The sequence below is a fragment of the Kurthia sp. YJT4 genome, assembly GCF_030219945.1.
Taxonomy (GTDB): Bacteria; Bacillota; Bacilli; order Bacillales_A; family Planococcaceae; genus Kurthia; species Kurthia gibsonii.
In genome coordinates, this window is the sequence record NZ_CP126689.1 from 432723 (window position 1) to 451339 (window position 18617).

Here is an 18617-nt window from a genome sequence, read left to right on the forward strand (position 1 = left end):
TAGACATTAAAGGGGATTGACATGAAACGATTATATATAGTAGGAATTCTTTTGTTGGCCGCCATCTTTTTTATACCGCAACAAGCTTCAGCTGCAACAACTCTTACATCGGGAAAGTGGGTAACCGGTGAAATTACCGATACAACCACAAAGCAAACATATCAATTTAAGTTGACGAAACCGAGTAAGGTGACGGTGGAAGTGAAGTCGTATATGAATGAATTGGAGGCATTCGTCTACAATTCGAAAGAGACAAATATGGTGAAGCCGATGCATTTCTTTGCGGCAGATCCAACGAATCCAATTACGCAAAAAGAGACGGTTTATTTGCAGGCGGGGACATACACAATTCATACGAATCGCATAGCGTTATCTGGTCAGACGGGGAAATATCAAGTGAAAGCGACTTGGAAAACGAATGGTTCGAATGAGGTAGAGCCGAATGATGAGCCGAACCAAGCGCAACCAATCGAAGTAAACAAAACGAAGATTAAAGGACAACTCGGACTCGACGATTTGGCAGACTATTATATGGTGGAAGTAGACCGAGCGGGGAAATTAACAGTTCAAACAAAATCATACATGCCTTTTTTACAAGTTGAACTATACAATTTAGCACAAGTTCAAATGACGAAAGTGAATGATTTCCAACAAGCAACCAATACAAAAGCTGTAACAAGAAGCGGCTCTATGTACGTGGAAAAAGGACAGTATCTCATTAAAATATCAAATACAGGTGTCCTCGATAGTATGGGATTATACGAGATACAGACAAAATTTGTAGGGGCAAGTAATAATGAAAAAGAACCGAATAATAGCCCAGAAAAAGCGCAAACACTCAAGCCGAATGCTGCGCCAATTACAGGACTAATTAGTTTTGGTGATCGACTCGATTATTATAAATTGAATGTACCAAAGACAGCGGAAGTAAAGGTGCAAGTAAAGTCGCATATGAAGTGGCTTGAGGTTTCGATTTATAACCAATCATTTAAAAGAATCGACACATATAATTATTTCACAGGTGCGAGCGATCAATTACTCGTATCGAAAACATTAAAAAATAAATTGAAAACAGGCATCTATTATATCGGTGTGAAAGAAATGGGCTACTTTGGCACATATCAAATTAATGCGAGTATTCCAACCATTGTACCGAAAGCGCCAACTGTAAAAGCAGTGAAAAAAGGTGCGACGCGTGTTACAGGAACAACGTATAAAAAGAGCCAAGTGACTGTGAAAATTGGCAAGAAAGAATACAAAGGCAAGAGTAACACAAAAGGTGCATTTAGTATTAAAGTGCCGAAGCAAAAAGCCAAAACGAATATTTATGTATCAGTCACAACAGATAGTGGAACAAGCAACTATAAAAAAGTACAAGTAAAATGAGTCGTGTATGCGGCTCTTTTTTTATTTGGAGGTTTGTTTGTGCGAGTGGCCCAATTTCGCCCTCGAATGTTCCGTTTGGATGGGCGAATGACCCGAATCGATGGGTGAGTGACCCGAATCGATGGGTGAGTGACCCGAAACGAGGAGCGAGTGTCCCAAACACTACAGCGAGTGTCCCGTTTCGCCGGTCGAATGTTCGAATTCACCCAAACCTAGTCAATTCAAGTCCCTCTGAATTACTCAAAAGCCTTGAAGAAAGTGCGGAAAGGGAGTAATTTAGTCTTTTGTGCGAGTGCCCCATTTTCGCCCTTGAATGACCCGTTTTGACGGGGGAATGTTCGAATTCACTCACTCATAGTCAAAAGAAGTCCCTCTGAATTACTCAAAAGCCTTGAAGAAAGTGCGGAAAGTGAGCAATTTAGTCTTTTGTGCGAGTGCCCCAATTTCGCCCTCGAATGACCCATTTTGACGGGGGAATGTCCCAAAACGAGGAGCGAATGACCCAAACACTTCAGCGAGTGACCCGTTTCGCCGGTCGAATGTTCGAATTCACTCACTCATAGTCAAATGAAGTCCTTTTGAATTACTCAAAGGCCTTGAAGAAAGTACGGAAAGGGAGTAATTTAGTCTTTTGTGCGAGTGACCCAATTTCGCCCTCGAATGACCCATTTTGACGGGTGAATGCCCCGAAACGAGGAGCGAGTGTCCCAAAGACTTCAACGAGTGACCCGTTTCGCCGGTCGAATGTTCGAATTCACCCAAACCTAGTCAATTCAAGTCCCTCTGAATTACTCAAAAGCCTTGAAGAAAGTGCGGAAAGGGAGTAATTTAGTCTTTTGTGCGAGTGCCCCATTTTCGCCCTTGAATGACCCGTTTTGACGGGGGAATGTTCGAATTCACTCACTCATAGTCAAAAGAAGTCCTACTGAATTACTCAAAAGCCTTGAAGAAAGTGCGGAAAGGGAGCAATTTAGTCTTTTGTGCGAGTGACCCGTTTTCGCCTTCGAATGTCCCGTTTTGACGGGAGAATGTCCCAAAACGAGGAGCGAATGACCCAAACACTTCAGCGAGTGACCTGTTTTGCCGGTCGAATGTTCGAATTCACTCACTCATAGTCAAATGAAGTCCTTTTGAATTACTCCAAAGCCTTGAAGAAAGTACGGAAAGGGAGCAATTTAGTCTTTTGTGCGAGTGGCCCAATTTCGCCCTCGAGTGACCCGTTTTGACGGGTGAATGACCCGAATCAGGGGGCGAGTGTCCCAAACACTACAGCGAATGTCCCGTTTTGCCGGTCGAATGTTCGAATTCACCCCAGAATAGACAATTCAAGTCCCTCTGAATTACTCAAAAGCCTTGAAGAAAGTACGGAAAGGGAGCAATTTAGTCTTTTGTGCGAGTGGCTCGTTTTGCCACTCGAATGTCCCGTTTTGACGGGCGAATGTCCCGAAACGAGGAGCGAGTGTCCCAAACACTTCAACGAGTGTCCCGTTTGGACGGGCGAATGTCCCAAAACGCACCCCCACCCTCACTCCACAAAAAAACCTCGAATCTTCGAGGTTAGCCTTCGTTTGGTGTTTGTTTTTCAATCGCTCCGCCAAATAATACGATGGCTTTGGTAACGCCGCCGCCGACATTGGCAAATTCATGGATACCGAGTGGGATGCCAACGACTTGGAGTGAATCGTCCAGTGCGATGTTGCCGAGAGGTTCATATGTAATGTAGAGGTAGGATTGTCCGTCCTCTGCATAGAGATGAATGAAGCGGTAGGGTAGCGCACCTTCTTCTTTTTCATGGAAGGAGACGACATCGCCTTTGAAGGAGACGACGGTTTCAAAGTAGTCTTCGACGTTGTCCGTTAGTTGTTGCGGGGTGATGGTCGAATCGACTTTTTCTTTGATGCCAACGCCTGCAAAGAGTTTTTCTTGTTGATCGATGTATTCGCGTGAGCGTAATCGTAAATTGAGTGTATTTTCTGTTATTTCTGGCAAATCGACTGCTAATTGATCGCTTAATCCGAGTGTAGCTGCTTCGACTTCGATTTCTTGTGCTTCTGTTTTTCCGTCTTGAATGGTGTTTTCTGGCGCTTTTTCATCGCCACACGCTGCAAGAAATAGTATCAGACAGAGACTTGTATTAAGCAGGAACTTTTTCTTCATGTATGCCCCCCTCCTTTTCTTCTATTATATAACTTTTTAAGATGAAAATGGATAATTTTATCACATTGTAAATACCATTATTTGGTGAGATAATATTTGTATAGACCTAGATTGAAAGAGGCGATTATATGAAGCAACTTGGAAAGTATGCATTGGCACTATCACTTGCGGCACCTATCGTATGTTCGATTAATACATCTGCAAAAGCAATCAGCAGTAAGGCGATTGTGAATGTGTCGTGGGCAAGTATATATACAGACTCAACGAAAAAGACGAAGTTAGCTGTTGTGAAGCAGAAGACCATCTTTACTTCTTATTCTAAAGGGAAGACGTGGACGAAGGTTACATATAAGGGGAAGACGGGCTATATTTTAACGAAGCAATTAATGTTTAAAGAGTTGACCTATCAAGAGTTTGTTGCGGAAGGAAAGGCACTCACTAAGCAAATGGAACAATTAGCAAAGTTTGAACAAAAGGGTGATGTATCCAATCTAGCAGCACGCTATCAGACGACGAAAACACAATTTGCTTCATACGAAAAAGCACTAAAAGCGAGTCGTCTCAACACAAGTCAAAAGAATGTGTTGCAAAAACAATATGTGAAAGCTTCAAAAGTGAAGATGGAGCGATTCGCTGGCTTTGTACAAGCATGGGAAGATTTAGTGAAGACCGAGTCCTATATGAAACAATATAATATGAAATCAGCAAAAACGACTTGGAAACGAGCTGTAAAAGTAAAGACAGAAGCTGATGCCAAACTGCGTAAAAACAAATGGACAGCCTATGCATATAAAGCAAATGATACATTTGAACGCTATATGAAAACATTGGAACGTCGATTTACCTATGTGACATATGACGAATTACAACCACAATTGATGAATCGCTTCGCTCGTAGTCTAGATGAAGAAGATCGTGACGTACGAGGTAGACGACAATATAACGGAGTCCACCAAATCAATCATATTGAAAAAATGCGTGTTCTCATGTGTATTCCTGTAAAAAGTGGGATTCAAAAAATTACGTTTACCGTTGTACCGGATAAAACATGGGTTGATGTAGATGAACTAATTGATAATCCTGATGGTGGTGCTAATATTTTTGTAATGGGCGCATCTGGCGTGCAAAAGTATGAATTGTACTCGAAACAGGATGAACTAAAAGGTGAATTTACACTCGACTCGACAATGGCTACTGAAGAGGGCTATTATGAATTGAAAGTCTACGGGGCGATGGGAATGATTGTGTCAAATATGAAGTTTTGGTATAAATAGAGAAAAACCTTCGACCTCAATGGTTGAAGGTTTTTTTACTTCCCAAAAAATAAAGAATTAACCAAGCAGCAATGAAGGCAGGAATCGCATAAACTTGTCCAACGAGTAGTTTCCAACTCCAAACATCATAACCAGGTGAGGCAGGGAGCAGAATGATAATTCCACAAGCAATGAGATATACGATAAACGCATAACCAAGTTTTTTCACTTTAAAAAACCTCCTTATTTCCCTTATTATACCACATATTAGGTTCATCACTAAAATCCGGGGATGACAAAATTAATGCTCTGTTTCCAGTCGTAAACGAAGGAACAGATGGTCATCGTTTCGATAACCAAATCCTCGTCTTTTGATGAGTTTAATTTTGTTATTTGTCCCTTCTATAATGCCGTTTGAGAACGGTGACAGAATCGTTTCAAGCATTTCTTTTTCTCGTAAAATCATGGTCTTGGCGATTTTTGCGACAACGCCACAAGGATGCAATTGATAACGTGTTAACCAGTCTTTTAATCGCCGCTTGGCTTGGGTTGGTATCACCGCTTTTAATACGTAACACATCTGGTTCAACGCCTGATAAATATGCTTTGAATGGAAATCTTCTTGGAGCCATGCTTGCACAAAAGCGCGTTCTTCAGTCGTTAATTGTGCGGGATTCCGAGCTAAGCAACGGTCAATAAAGCGTGATTTATGCTGCTTTTTCGCTTCCACTAAGTAGCGTCTTCTGTGTTGCTGGGCATCCGTAAAGAATTGAATCAAATGAAAACGATCGAGTACGTGAATGGCATGTGGATAGACGGCTTGAATTGCACCAACCATCGCTGGAGTGAAATCGCTAATAACCGTTTGAATTTTGCCTGTTACTTTCGCTAACACAGCTTCAATCACGTCCTGATCACGTTGAGGCATAATCGCCAAAATACGCCCCGTTACCGCATTCAGCACACTTGTCGCATAGTTGTGCCCTTTGCGCAGCGCGAACTCATCGACACCAATATGTTGCGCTTCTTCTTCCACCAATTGATCAGGGGCATACAGGTAAAACCAACGTTCAACCGTTGTGTAGGGCATTTCATATTCCTGTGCCACTTCGGCGATTGAACGACCATGACAATGTTTCACGATTTCATGACGAAATGATTCCTTTGATGAATGAACAAGCCCTAAACCATAGTCAAAAGTGAACGTAAAGCCGCAACTTTTACAGCGTTGACGTGGCACAAATAGTTCAATCCAAAGTACGCCAAGATGCCAGGCATAGCCATGGCGAAAGCGGCGCAGCGAACAATCATGACAAACCGTAGCGCCTGCACAAATAGGGCAAGCGATTGTTTGCGGTGCAGCCGTGGCACGAAATACATGTGGTTCTGCCTCAGATAAATGTAAAACCAGGTTTTTATTACATTGGAATATCGAATGATAATCGAACAGGTCCTTATAACTTCTCAGTAAAAGTACCGCAAATGCTACCAAAAGCACCGAGTGTTTCAAAAGTTACGCCTAAATCAAAAGCAGTCAAAGGAACGACATATAAAAACAGTACTGTAAAAGTTAAAATCGGCAGCAAAATTTATACAACGAAAAGATCAAGCAAAGGGAAATTCTCAGTGAAAATCCTCGCACAAAAAGCCAAAAAAGCGATTTATGTATCCGTTACAACACCAGCAGGTACGAGTGCATCTAAAAAAGTAATCGTGAAATAAAGTGAAGTAGAGAAGCCCAGCATTCGCTGGGCTTTTTGTATGAATAAATCAGAACCAGTCTAAACATCACCTTTCCACGGTGCATCAATTGAATAATCATGTGAAATACCTAAAACTTCAATTGAATAGGAGATGGATGCATAAGTAATCTCTTTGAGGGAGATCGTAACACCTGCTTGTTGGAATTTTGACATTTGCTCCCTGAATCGATTAGAAGCAGTGTCGCCAGATTCTTCTTCAAGCCAAGTGAATGAATTTGCTTCTAAATTAATTTCAGTAAATTTCTGTTGAGCAACGGTTTCTATTTTTTCTTTAATAGAATTCGAAAGTCGCTCATTTACTATTGGATATTTAGGCAGTAATGAAGCAATGCGCTGTTGAATTTGGATCGCATTCTCAAAAGTCGGATTTTCATTTAGAAGGAATTCGTCCACTTCTTTTTCAACCGCTAACCAACCTGCTGCAACTATGAACGATTTACCCTCTAACTTGATCTGAATCGTATAAGGAGTAGACGTATCATACGCCACTTGATTGCTACCTGAAAGATCGCGAATGGCTTCTTTTATAATTGCCAAATGTTGAACAGAACTGTCTTGATCCGCCCATTCGATTTTTTCAATCGCAGATTTGATTCGGTCAAAATCAGCCGTTTGATTTGAACCACCTGAATTTGAACCACCCGAATTCTGTTGCGCAATGACGGTATCAACCCGATTTAATAGCTCTGCTTTCTTGGCAGGGTTTTGTAAGGCATCTAGTAATTTCTTCGCTTCATTTAGTTGATCCTTTGTAGCATTCGGATTGTTTAAAATGAGCATTAGTTGATCTTCAACCGCCTTCCAAGGAGCAGGCGATGCGAAATCACGCTTTTCATCACCAGAAGAATACGTGAAGTTGAACGTATTATCTTTGAATGAAAGCGAAATGCCATCTTTTAAACCAAGTCTACTAAGGAATTTTTCAAAAGCTGCTTGGAATTCGCTCTGACTCAGATTTGGTTGCCATTTGAAAGAATTGATTAATGCCACAGTCTGATTGAATTTCGGTGAATTCGCTGCTAATAACTCTGCCGCCTTTTTCTGCTTTTCTTCAAGAGCCTTTTTCAATTGCTCATTTTTTAGCTTTTCCGCTAGCAATTTCGCCTGACTTAATGTGAAATCATTGGCATTTTGAGAAAGTGCATTTGCATTTAGCAAAGCTTCTGTTGCCTCAAATGCTGCCATCTCATTTGGCATAGTTGTCACTGAGCTACTTTGACCTAAAGCTTGTAAATCGAAAGTGATTTTGCCATTTTCCATCGTATACGATAAAGTGTACGGTATTTTCATGTCATCCAAAGCTTTCCTCACGAATGCCACATATGACTCAGCAGTAAGATCATCCGTCCATTGTTGCGCCTTCAAAGTAGCTTGAAGCATAGTAAATGAAGCCATATTATTCAATTTGGTCAATTCATCCACCTTCTCGAATTCCGCAAGTAGCTGATTGCCTCGAATCGCTTGTGGTGAAGGAGGAGTAGGGAAAATCAATGAAGAATGAATCTTTTCCTTCTCCAATTGTAATTTTTGAGCTTCCAATAAAGCAGCAATCAATTTGGCAGAAGGTGAACTGATGAGACTAGGTGGAAGCGCCCCAAGAGATTGATTCAGCGAACTTTCATTATTTATAAGGATTTGATAAGCTGGAAGGATGAAGTTTGGCGATAATGCACCCGACTGAGCCACCTCATCCAATTGCTGTTGTTGCGCCACAGTTCCTGATTGCACAAGAATATGAAGTTTGCCAAGTTGATCCTGTGTAACTAAAAAAGCTGTCTTCGTTTGTAATTTCTGCACTTGCGAACGATCCGCAATTCCATATTTCTCGGCAAGTTGGAACGCTAATTGCTGATATTCAGCTTGAAGCTTATATTGTTCAACTGTCGCTTGCATCTTTTCAGTACGGAATGCGATCGTCCTTGCATGATCGACCTTCCCATCTTTAAAAATTGTCGAATTAAATTTTCCGCTATAAGCCTTCCCATTGCGATAGTAGACGCCATTATACTTGGCAGTCGCTTTCAATCCATTTTTGTAATACGTTTTTGCAAATACACCATTGGCAATTGTACCTTTCGAGTAGTACTTACCTTTATGCGTACCAGTTGCCTTCATTCCATTTTTGTAATACAGCTTGTTGTGAAGACCAGAGAATAAGTAACCTTTTGCATACAGCTTTTTATTTAAAATACCTGAATAGACCTTCCCATTTTTATAAATCGTCCCTTTAAATGAAGCGTAGTTTTTAATCGTTTTTCCAGAAGATTTCTTTACTAATTTTCCTTTTTTCAAAGTGGCCGTCTGATCTACTTTCGGAATTTTCGTAGCAGCATCTACTGTCATCGTCAGTCCGAAAGAGAGGAGAGACGTTGTCAATACAGTGGCTGCGATTAGTTTTATGTGATTTTTCTTCATACTATTTCTCCTTTTCCTTTAAATTGTCGAAAAATTCAACTTTCTTTTAATATATACGCTTTTCTTGTCGAAATCAATTGATTGAAAAAGATAATAGATTGTTGATAAATATAAGGAAAAGTCACTATTTTTTCCAATGCCAAATAGTCGACTTAGGTGTGGAAAATTTCAGCGCGGCTTTTTGTAAGGATGTGGCTTCGGCATAATCGACTGCGATTTGACGGAAGTTTTGTGTTGTACCTTTTTGAACGCCAAGTTGCCCATCACAAGTGAATTGATGTTTACAACAGCTACAGCGATAAGTTCGAATCATCAAATGAATCATGACGACACCCGATTCAAACGTATAGGAGTGTTTGATCGCCTGAATCCTTTTCTCATGAATATGAAGCCGCCCCCACAGTAACAATTTTGTAGTTTCGGTGGTGTGACAAATAAATCGCCTTCGAAAAATTCGACATTTACATTCTCTGGTAAATTAAAAATACAATGCATATAATCCTTCCAAAATAGTAGTATGAGTCTATTTTAAAAGGTGAAGAAGGGAATAAACCATTTTCTGTAAAATAATTACTAAATTAATAAAATGAAGGTGGAATTTATTCGAAATTGCAATGTATTTAATAGTTGAAAGTCGATGTCGAAAATCGTCCGATATGGAAGGGGAAAGGGTGCATGGTAGTGATCGTTTGAGTCAGATTCCCTCTTGATTCAGCCGGTTTTTATTTTTGTAAAACGGGCTTTGTACGAAAATCCACATATTTCGTAAGATGAATATACCCAGGGAATACAAGCAGTACCGGTATTGAGTAAAGAGGATCAGATGAAGTTTGAGGAAATGTTAGAGAAGTTGGAGCCAATGATTACATCACATATGAGAAAGTTAGGGATTTACAAAGATCATGAGCAGTTTCGTCAAGCCGCGCGCGTAGCGATTTGGAAGGCATGGGAGAGATTTGATCCAACGAGAGGGGACTTCGAGCCGTACGCTTCGCAGACCATTCATGGGGCATTGCTGGATGAATTGAAGGCGAGCTACAAGTATGATGAGCATTTTGTGCCAACGGAGAATACGGAAATCCACGAGTTCTTACATGAGGTGAAGCCGAATCGAACGCCATTAATTGTTGAGACATTAGAGCTTTTTTGACACAGGAGGAGCTGGCAATCATCATCGCATACTATATTGATGGCTATTCACATGAAGAAATAGGCCGCGCATTCGGTATGAACGCAGCGGCCCTACAAAAAAGAAAAAGCCGCATCATCACGAGACTCCGTAAAGAATGCCGCTTACACATGTAAACAAAGAAACACCACGATCGCTATGCGACCGTGGTGTTTTGGGTTTTATTGTTTTGGTTTTTAAGTAGTATTATTTTTGATCAGGGTACAAGATAAATTTACCAAGTGTGCCGGATTCAGTATTTTCTAATAGGATTTTATAAGTTTTAGTAAATGACTCTTCTGTTTTTTTATTTACAGTAATGTTGTAAGTTTTATTATTATCAGCATCTAATTTATTGAAATCGTCGGCAATTAATCCTGAAGAATCAACAGTTAGAATTGTGTAACCATGTTTTTCTTTATGATTTATTTGAACATAATTCTTATCTTGCAGAGAAGTTCCAGAATCTTTAGCATTTAGAGTAGCTTGAATACCCTTGTTAATGTGTTCAATTGTAAGGTCTTTAGCTTGTGAATGTCCATCAACGAAATATGTTGGAACATTGTCTTTTAAATAGATGCTTTTCATTTGGAAAGTATAGGCTTTTTTGAATTCTTCAAAAGTACCTTCAACCGCTAATGAACCATCTTCTTGAATACCTCTTTTAAGTTCAGTGATTTCTTTCTTCAGTAAATCTGAAGCTTTAGTAAGATCAGCTGTTAAATTATTTTTTATTTGCGCATTTGTGATTTTTTCAACAAGTGTCTTCGCTTCATTAATTGTTGCTTCAGTTACTTCATTTTTAAGAGTCGCTTTCGAATCGTCAGTGAATAAAGCATCAACTTGATTTTTTACAGTGAAATCTGCATCTTTTATATCACTCTCAACAAATTTCGCTTCCACCTTATTATCAATAACTTGGAATAAGATTTTATAAGCTTTTGTTGAAGTTGATTTATCGTTTACAGTAATTAAATAAGCATTATTTTTATTGCCATCTAACTTGTCAAAGATTTCTTTTGAAAAGTTATTAGCATTTACAGTGAACACAGTATAACCATGTTTTTGACTTGGTACAATGTTTAAAGAAGGATCTTTCTCGTTTAGTGTCACTGGTTTAGCAGCGTTAATTCTTTCTAAAGTAAGACGAATGCCTTCGTTCATTTGAGCAGTAGTTAATGTTTTTGCTTCTTTTAGAGTATTACCAATAGCGTTTCTATCAAAAGCAGTGACTTTTTCAATTTCACTTTCCTTAACTAATGCGATACCTGCCATTTGGAATGTGAAACCAGCTTCGTCGATTGTGTTAAAGTTGCCTTTCACAGCAAGAGAACCGTCAGTTTGAAGACCTTTATTAGCATCGTATTTATCAGTAATAGCTTTTAATTTATCTTTAGCTAAAGTGATTGCATCTTTTAAAGCTTGAAAACCTTTTGCATCTGTAGGGAGTGCATTCACTAAAGCTTCTGCAGATTGAATTGTTTCTTGAGTTGTTGATGTAGCAATTTCTTTTTCTGGACTACTATCAGTAAATAATTCATGCACAGTATTTGTTGCAGTAGTGATTGCAGCGTCAAGTAACCTTTGAGCTTCTTTAACATGCTTTGTTAAAGTATCTTTTCCTTTAGCATCCTTAGGAAGGGCGTCAACTAAAGCTTTAGCATCATTAATCTTCTTTTGAGTAACTCCCTCAGCAAGTTTCATGTAATCGCGTTCTACTTTAGTAGGTTCTTCAACTGTAGGTGTAGTTTCGCCAGTTGAATTATTACCCTTAGTTGTAAGTGTATTTGTATTTGGTTCACTAATACTAGTGCCGCTTTCTTCAGAGCCAGTGCCGCCGCCAGTGTTACCGCTGTCAGTGTTACTGCCTTCTTCAGTGTCAGTAACATCGCCACCATTACCATCAGTTGGAGGTGTAGTCTCTTTTATAGCGAATAACTCATCAACAGCAGTTGTTGCAGTAGTGATCGCATCGTCAAGTAACTTTTGAGCTTTTTGAACCTTAGCAAGTAAGTCTGCTTTTGTAGTAGATTCTCCAGTATCTTTAGGAAGTGCATCAACTAAAGCTTTAGCATCAGTAATTTGTTTTTGAGTCACATCTTTAGCAAGCGCATTGTCCTCTTTATTTAATAAAGACTCAACAGCATTCTTTGCCACCTTAGTAATTAGTTCCTTGTAAGTGCTTAAAAGCGGATCATCTTCTTCAGAAGAAGATTCAACAATAGCTGTCACAGCAGCAACAGCAACAACAGTTGCTTGTTGAACTTGAGTTGCTTGTTCTTCTGTTAATGTTTCATTTTCAACTGCTTTAATAGCAGCGAATAGTTTTTCAGTAGCTGCTGCTAATTTAGCACGTGCAGCAGTAATTTTTTTGTCAAGTATTGATTCGGTGTTATCACGTGTCACTAGTTTCCCAGAAGCTGCTGCTTTTTGTGCTAATAATTCATCCAACTCTGCTTGTGCCGTTGCAACGTCTGCTTGAGCATCTTTAACAGCTTTTACTTTAGTTTCTGTTTCTTGCGCAGTTGAGCCACCGTTGTTGTTACCGCCACCGCCAGTTGAACCGCCACCGCCGCCAGTGCTACCACCGCCAGTGCTACCACCACCAGTGTTACCGCCGCCAGTACTTCCACCGCCAGTGTTAGAGCCACCGCCGTTATTGTTACCGCCGCCAGTTGAACCACCAGGTAGTTTGCTTAGGACATTTTCAAGTTGTACGGTGTCATAGCCAGCTGCTTTTAGAGAAGCCACAACCGTTGTAGCAGTTGCAACTGCTGTTTTGATGTGCGCTAGTAAGGCATCATCTGTTGTTGAAGCGATTACAGAGGCTGCTGCAACGAATGTGTTCACTGCGTTTGTTACATTTGTACTTGCTGTTTTTAAGTTCTCTGTTGCCAGTGTTAAGTTTGACGCAAGTGCTGATTTGAATTCTGTTAATTCAGCGCCTTCTAATTTAGATACGTCTACATCTTTATATTTCGCTAAGAATGCATCAATGTCAGCTGCATTTTTTGTTTGTAAATTAGCTTGTGTTGAAACACCTGCTTTTTTCGCTAAAGCATCCAATGCGTCTTTTTGTTCTTTTGCTTTTTTGAATGCATCGTTCGCTTTTTGAACTTCAGCTTCTGCTTTTTTGAAGTTCGCTACATTTGTTTGATCTTCATCTTTTTTCCCGTCTTTATAGAAGATCCCGTCTTTTTCACCTGTGAATGGTTTACCTGCTTCATATAAAATTCCGTCGAATTCGCCTGTCGCTAATTTACCTTTCACATAGTAATGACCTTCGTGTGAACCAGTGCCGAGCACACCGTTTTTGTAGTAAGTTTTGCCAGAAAGACCTGTGAATAACTTACCTTTTACATATTTTTTATTTTTGTAATTACCTGTACCGAGTACACCTGCTTTGTAGTAAGTTTTGCCAGAAAGACCTGTGAATAGCTTACCTTTTGCATATTTTTTGCCTTTGTAAGTACCAGTGCCAAGAGATCCTGCTTTGTAGTAATGGTTTTTATAAATACCCGTACCAAGAGCACCATTTTTGTAATATTTCGACTTGTAAAGGCCTGTCGCTTTCTTACCTTTTTTGTAATACGCTTTATTTAAAACACCCGTAAATACTTTACCATCTTTATAGATTACGCCTTTGTATGACACATAACCTTTGATGACTTTACCATTTGATTTTTTTACGAGTTTACCTTTTTTAATCTTTACATTTTTCACTTTTTGAACTTTCGTTGCAGCGTCTGCAGTTGTCGCGAACCCTGAAAGTGAAGAAACGATTAGTGCTGAACTAAGTGCAGCTGTTGCAAGTGGTTTGAGCTTGTACTTTACCAAATAAAACGCCTCCTAATGATTTTTTATGACAATTATATTACAGTAAATTAGTTCTATTTGACCTGTAAAAATAATCGCTTACTGAATACTTTACCTTATATTTTAGTAAAAAAGAAACATTTTTTCGACTTTTTATTATAAAATGGTCTTTTTTGAAAAAAGATAATATAAAAAAAGATATATAGTATATTTCGTTATAAAAGTTATTAAATAAATCAATTAAATATTAAAAATAACATTTTTATAACATGGGCATTTTCAGGGGAAGGAAAAAAATGCATGAAAAAACGCCCAATCTGAATCGATTGAGCGTTCAATTTATTTCTTGTGTACACATTCGCCTTGAACGAATACTTGTTGAATATGTTCAGGTCGTGTTAAGTAGAGAATCTTTTGGAAGATGTCTTCGAGTGGTTCTGTCGCATCGAAAATTGGCAGTGACGTTGTATCAATCACCTGTGCGTCAAAACAGTAGCCTTCTTCTAGGCGTCCAATCGGCAGGCTTAATGATTCGCCGCCACCAGCTGTCGCGAGGTAGAACGCTTCATTCACTGTAATGCGGCTATCTTGTCGTCCGCGTACATGCGGCGCAAGGTCAGGGTTCACACCGTCCTCTAGCATACGTGAAGCCATAACAGCTTGACGAATATTATCATATAAGCTCGGTGAGAAGCCACCTGACACATCTGTTCCAAGACCAATCTCCACATTCTTTTCATGAAGATGTGCAATAGGTAGAACAGAATTCGCAAAGTACGCATTTGAAATCGGACAGTGTGCAATCGCCGTCCCTGTCTCAGCAAATAGGTCTGCATCTGCATCCTCTAAAAAGTTACTATGTGCCATAACCGACTTGTCGCGCAGTAGACCGAAGTCGTGCAGCGCGGATGCATCATTTTTTTGGAAACGATCTTTTACAAAACCATGCGCCCAGTCACTCTCGCTACAGTGCGATTGTACATGTGTGTCGTATTTTTTTGCGAGTTCACCAAGTCCTTGAAGTGCCTCATCTGTACAGCTCGGAATAAAGCGAGGTGTCACAACAGGGTACACGCCTTGTTTGACTGATTTCGCTAATTCTTTCACCGCGACAATGAATTCCTCCGTATCTTGTAGTGCCTCAGCAGTGGAAGCGTCACGATAAAAATCAGGATTTTCCTGTGCATCATCCATGACCACTTTCCCAACCAATCCACGTTGACCACGCTTCGCACAAATTTCCGCTAATTTATAGCTCGCCTCTTTATGAATTGACGCAAAATAGAGAACGGTCGTTGTCCCATTCGCTAAAAGCGTATCGACAAGATGTGTATACACCTTTTCTGCAAAATCAACATCTGAAAACTTCGCTTCAAGCGGGAATGTATATGTATTCAACCAATCATAAAGCGGCAAATCGAGTGCTGTACCCGACTGTGCCCACTGCGGTGCATGCACATGCAAATCAATAAAGCCAGGAAGTAAAAATTGTCCTTCTGGTAATGTCGTAACAGGTGTACTTGCGTCTACTAGATGCGCGTCTTCAGGACGTAATACCTTCGCAATCATTCCTTGTTCATCAATGCAAAACAGATGATCTTTTAGTACCGCTACCTCCTTCAGTGAACGACTTGTAAATGCAGTCCCACGTACAATATGCGTATAATTCATTATAAAAACTCCTTAATGTTCGTAAATTAATAGATTTATTATATATTTTATTAGATAAGATGTCTATAGAATGTGAAAGACGGATGAAAAGAGGAGTGAGGTTGTGGGGGTGGTTTTGGGCCATTCGAGTGGTGATTCGGGCCATTCATCCGATCAAACGGTCCATTCGAGGACGAAAACGGTCCACTCGCCTCAAAGCCTAAATTGCTCGCTTTTCGCACCCTCTTCAAGTCATTAGAGTGATAGAAGGGAACTTGAATTGACTAGGTTTGGGTGAATTCGAACATTCGGTTGGCGAAACGGGACATTCGGAGAAGGAGTTGGGTCACTCGCTGTTTGATTCGGGCCATTCATCCGATCAAACGGTCCATTCGAGGACGAAAACGGGTCACTCGCCCTAGAACCTCTCTAAATCAAACACTTTTTGACAATTTTTAACGATTTCAATATACTAATAGGGGTATGTAACTTAGAGAAAAAGAAGGTGCTGCTTTGAATAGTCAACAATACATAGAACACCCTGAAAAAGTAGAGAAGTTATATAAACGGACACTTTGGATTGTCGTATGTTCACAAATTTTCGGTGGGGCAGGTCTTGCGGCGGGAATTACAGTCGGTGCATTGCTCGCGCAAGATTTACTACAGACGAACGCTTTTGCTGGTCTACCATCTGCTTTATTCACACTTGGTTCGGCGCTCGCAGCATTATGGGTGGGGCGTTTTTCAAATCGCTTCGGTCGTCGCATGGGGCTATCAACAGGCTTCACTGTCGGCGGACTTGGGGCAGTCGGCGTTGTCATTGCGGCGGTTTTTGCAAATGTTTGGCTCTTATTCGTCTCTTTATTCATTTACGGTGCAGGAACAGCGACGAATTTACAAGCGCGTTATGCGGGAACAGATTTAGCAACACCTAAGCAGCGAGGAACAGCAGTCAGTATCGCGATGGTATCGACAACGCTCGGTGCAGTAGCAGGACCAAACCTTGTTGAAGTGATGGGGGATTTTGCGACATCTATCGGTATTCCACCGCTCGCGGGTCCATTCATCTTATCGGCAGCAGCATTTTTAACAGCGGGGATTATCCTATTTATCTTTTTACGTCCAGATCCATTTGTTATTGCGCTCCATTTAAATAAGAACAAACAAAAAACACAGACGATGGATGCGACTGAGCGAACAGAGAATAATCGGAAAGGGATTCGAACGGGCGCAGCGATTATGGTCATTAGCCAAATTATCATGGTAGCCATCATGACGATGACGCCGGTTCATATGGGACATCATGGACATAGTTTGCGTGCGATTGGTCTCGTGATTGGTTTTCATGTAGGCTCGATGTATTTACCATCTCTTTTTACAGGAGTACTAGTCGATAAAATCGGGCGTCCAGCAATGGCTGTAGCATCTGGTATCACGCTATTAGCAGCAGGCATCATCGCCGCCACGACTTCAGGTGATTCCATCGTCATCTTAATTATTGCACTATCATTACTCGGTATTGGTTGGAACTTTGGTCTAATCAGTGGTACAGCGCTTATTGTTGATTCAACAGAACCGATGACGCGCGCGAAAGTACAGGGATCAGTCGATGTTTTAATCGCCTTATCTGGTGCAGCAGGAGGTATGTTGTCTGGAATGGTTGTTGCAGGTACAAGTTATACTGTCCTAGCATTAAGTGGTGGATTATTAGCATTACTACTCATCCCCATCGTTATCTCTACGCGTACTTTAAAAGCATAGATGATTTTAGACTGAACTCATTTTGATGGGTTCGGTTTTTTGAGTTTGAATTGACTAGTCTGGTGTGAATTCGAACATTTGGTTGGCAAAATGGGTCACTCGCTATTCGTTTTGGGCCATTCATCCGATCAAACGGGACATTCGTCTCAAAGCCTAAATTGCTCGCTTTTCGCACCTTCTTCAAGGCATTAGAGTAATAAAAAGGGACTTGAGTTGACTATGCTGGTGTGAAAACGAACATTCGGTTGGCAAAATGGGTCACTCGGAGAAGGAGTTGGGTCACTCGCTACTCGTTTTGGGCCATTCGCCCGATCAAACGGGCCATTCGAGGACGAAAACGGTTCATTCGCCCAAAAGCCTAAATTGCTCGCTTTTCGCACCTTCTTCAAGGCATTAGAGTAATAAAAGGGGACTTGAGTTGACTATGCTGGTGTGAATTCGAACATTCGGTTGGCAAAATGGGTCACTCGGAGAAGGAGTTGGGTCACTCGCTACTCGTTTTGGGCCATTCATCCGATCAAATGGGCCATTCGAGGGCGAAAACGGTTCATTCATCCAAAGAAACAGGTCATCTGCTAATTGAACATTTAGAGAAAGTTGTCTACCCATAGGATTCCATATATTTGATATAATAAATGAAAAAGGAGTGTGTAGATAATGGCGAGGTATCCTCAAAATACGTTTGTAGATTTAATTGAGCGCGATGTCATTCGGATTGATGGAGAACGGCATCTGCTTCGTTATGTTTTGACATTAGATAATATGGAGAGTGAGTCGGAAAAGACGGTGACTGTTATACACTTACATCCGATGGGAGCGGAGCAGCAATATTCCGATGCGATGACGAATCAGATGGTACGATTTTTAAGTAAAGAGGACTTTCAAAGTATATCGTTTGTGACGCTTTTTCCCTATCATGTGCCGACTGCTACGCAGCTACGAGAATTAATTGTTGATCCGAGATTGGAAGAAGTAATGGAGAAAAATCGACGCTTTATTCATGAGCGATTGATGAATAGCGATGTATTTGTACTTGCGTGGGGGGATCGTCCATATTACATCCCGAATCGCCAATTTGATGAGGCTTTTCAATATGTGATGCATCTCATTCAAATGTGGCAAAAAGAAAAGAATGTTTATGTTTTTCGCTATAGCCATGCACCTTCATTTACGAAAAACGGACAGCCCGATACACCGCAAAAAAAAGTAATTGAAGGTATATTACCTATTCATACATAAAAAAATCTA

At 40.5% G+C, this 18617-nt stretch carries 14 protein-coding genes; 7 read left to right on the forward strand and 7 right to left on the reverse strand.

Going from position 1 to position 18617, the window contains the following annotated elements; translation table 11 throughout:
* Window positions 1-21 precede the first annotated feature (21 nt).
* Complete coding sequence (locus QN089_RS02115; protein ID WP_285215848.1) at window positions 22-1386, forward strand: Ig-like domain-containing protein; 1365 nt, start codon at window positions 22-24, stop codon at window positions 1384-1386.
* 1557 nt (window positions 1387-2943) lie between these two features.
* Here QN089_RS02115 and QN089_RS02120 read toward each other — a convergent pair.
* Window positions 2944-3543 carry a hypothetical protein gene (locus QN089_RS02120; RefSeq protein WP_285215849.1) on the reverse strand — a complete coding sequence of 200 codons (600 nt, stop codon included), beginning with the start codon at window positions 3541-3543 and terminating at the stop codon, window positions 2944-2946.
* Window positions 3544-3671: 128 nt separating this feature from the next.
* Here QN089_RS02120 and QN089_RS02125 point away from each other — a divergent pair, with 128 nt between their 5' ends.
* Window positions 3672-4817 (forward strand): hypothetical protein, encoded by a 1146-nt coding sequence (locus QN089_RS02125; protein ID WP_285215850.1) that lies wholly within the window; start codon window positions 3672-3674, stop codon window positions 4815-4817.
* Window positions 4818-4833: 16 nt separating this feature from the next.
* Here the strand turns inward: QN089_RS02125 and QN089_RS02130 are convergent, their stop codons facing one another.
* Both QN089_RS02130 and QN089_RS02135 read right to left on the reverse strand, forming a co-directional pair.
* Window positions 4834-5025 carry a DUF4017 family protein gene (locus QN089_RS02130; protein ID WP_285215851.1) on the reverse strand — a complete coding sequence of 64 codons (192 nt, stop codon included), beginning with the start codon at window positions 5023-5025 and terminating at the stop codon, window positions 4834-4836.
* Between the two features lie 72 nt (window positions 5026-5097).
* Window positions 5098-6264 (reverse strand): ISL3 family transposase, encoded by a 1167-nt coding sequence (locus QN089_RS02135; protein ID WP_285216404.1) that lies wholly within the window; start codon window positions 6262-6264, stop codon window positions 5098-5100.
* Between QN089_RS02135 and QN089_RS02140 the strand changes: the two genes are divergently transcribed.
* Window positions 6153-6518, forward strand: a complete 366-nt coding sequence (locus tag QN089_RS02140) for an Ig-like domain-containing protein (protein WP_285215852.1) — start codon at window positions 6153-6155, stop codon at window positions 6516-6518. The two genes, QN089_RS02135 and QN089_RS02140, sit on opposite strands and share 112 nt — an antisense overlap.
* Before the next feature lie 59 nt (window positions 6519-6577).
* Here the strand turns inward: QN089_RS02140 and QN089_RS02145 are convergent, their stop codons facing one another.
* Both QN089_RS02145 and QN089_RS02150 read right to left on the reverse strand, forming a co-directional pair.
* Window positions 6578-8974 carry an MORN repeat-containing protein gene (locus QN089_RS02145; RefSeq protein ID WP_285215853.1) on the reverse strand — a complete coding sequence of 799 codons (2397 nt, stop codon included), beginning with the start codon at window positions 8972-8974 and terminating at the stop codon, window positions 6578-6580.
* A gap of 124 nt (window positions 8975-9098) precedes the next feature.
* Window positions 9099-9299, reverse strand: coding sequence for a hypothetical protein (locus tag QN089_RS02150; protein ID WP_285215854.1), 201 nt, complete (start codon window positions 9297-9299; stop codon window positions 9099-9101).
* Window positions 9300-9797: 498 nt separating this feature from the next.
* On the opposite strand from QN089_RS02150, the gene QN089_RS02155 reads away from it, so the two are divergent.
* Window positions 9798-10124, forward strand: coding sequence for a sigma factor (locus QN089_RS02155; protein ID WP_285215855.1), 327 nt, complete (start codon window positions 9798-9800; stop codon window positions 10122-10124).
* Window positions 10121-10279: a sigma factor-like helix-turn-helix DNA-binding protein gene (locus QN089_RS16015; protein WP_350310902.1), complete on the forward strand. Its 159-nt coding sequence runs from the start codon at window positions 10121-10123 to the stop codon at window positions 10277-10279. The genes QN089_RS02155 and QN089_RS16015 overlap by 4 nt, the downstream gene beginning before the upstream one ends.
* A 70-nt stretch (window positions 10280-10349) precedes the next feature.
* Here QN089_RS16015 and QN089_RS02160 read toward each other — a convergent pair whose 3' ends face one another.
* Together QN089_RS02160 and guaD are read right to left on the reverse strand one after the other, a co-directional pair.
* Window positions 10350-13979: a toxin Cry1Ac domain D-VI-related protein gene (locus QN089_RS02160; protein WP_285215856.1), complete on the reverse strand. Its 3630-nt coding sequence runs from the start codon at window positions 13977-13979 to the stop codon at window positions 10350-10352.
* 318 nt (window positions 13980-14297) lie between these two features.
* Complete coding sequence (gene guaD, locus QN089_RS02165; RefSeq protein ID WP_481810422.1) at window positions 14298-15629, reverse strand: guanine deaminase; 1332 nt, start codon at window positions 15627-15629, stop codon at window positions 14298-14300.
* 492 nt (window positions 15630-16121) lie between these two features.
* On the opposite strand from guaD, the gene QN089_RS02170 reads away from it, so the two are divergent.
* Window positions 16122-17369, forward strand: coding sequence for an MFS transporter (locus QN089_RS02170; protein ID WP_285215857.1), 1248 nt, complete (start codon window positions 16122-16124; stop codon window positions 17367-17369).
* A 657-nt stretch (window positions 17370-18026) separates the two neighbouring features.
* On the forward strand, window positions 18027-18608 hold the full coding sequence (locus QN089_RS02175; RefSeq protein ID WP_285215858.1) for a DUF1643 domain-containing protein: 582 nt from the start codon (window positions 18027-18029) through the stop codon (window positions 18606-18608).
* Window positions 18609-18617: the final 9 nt, after the last annotated feature.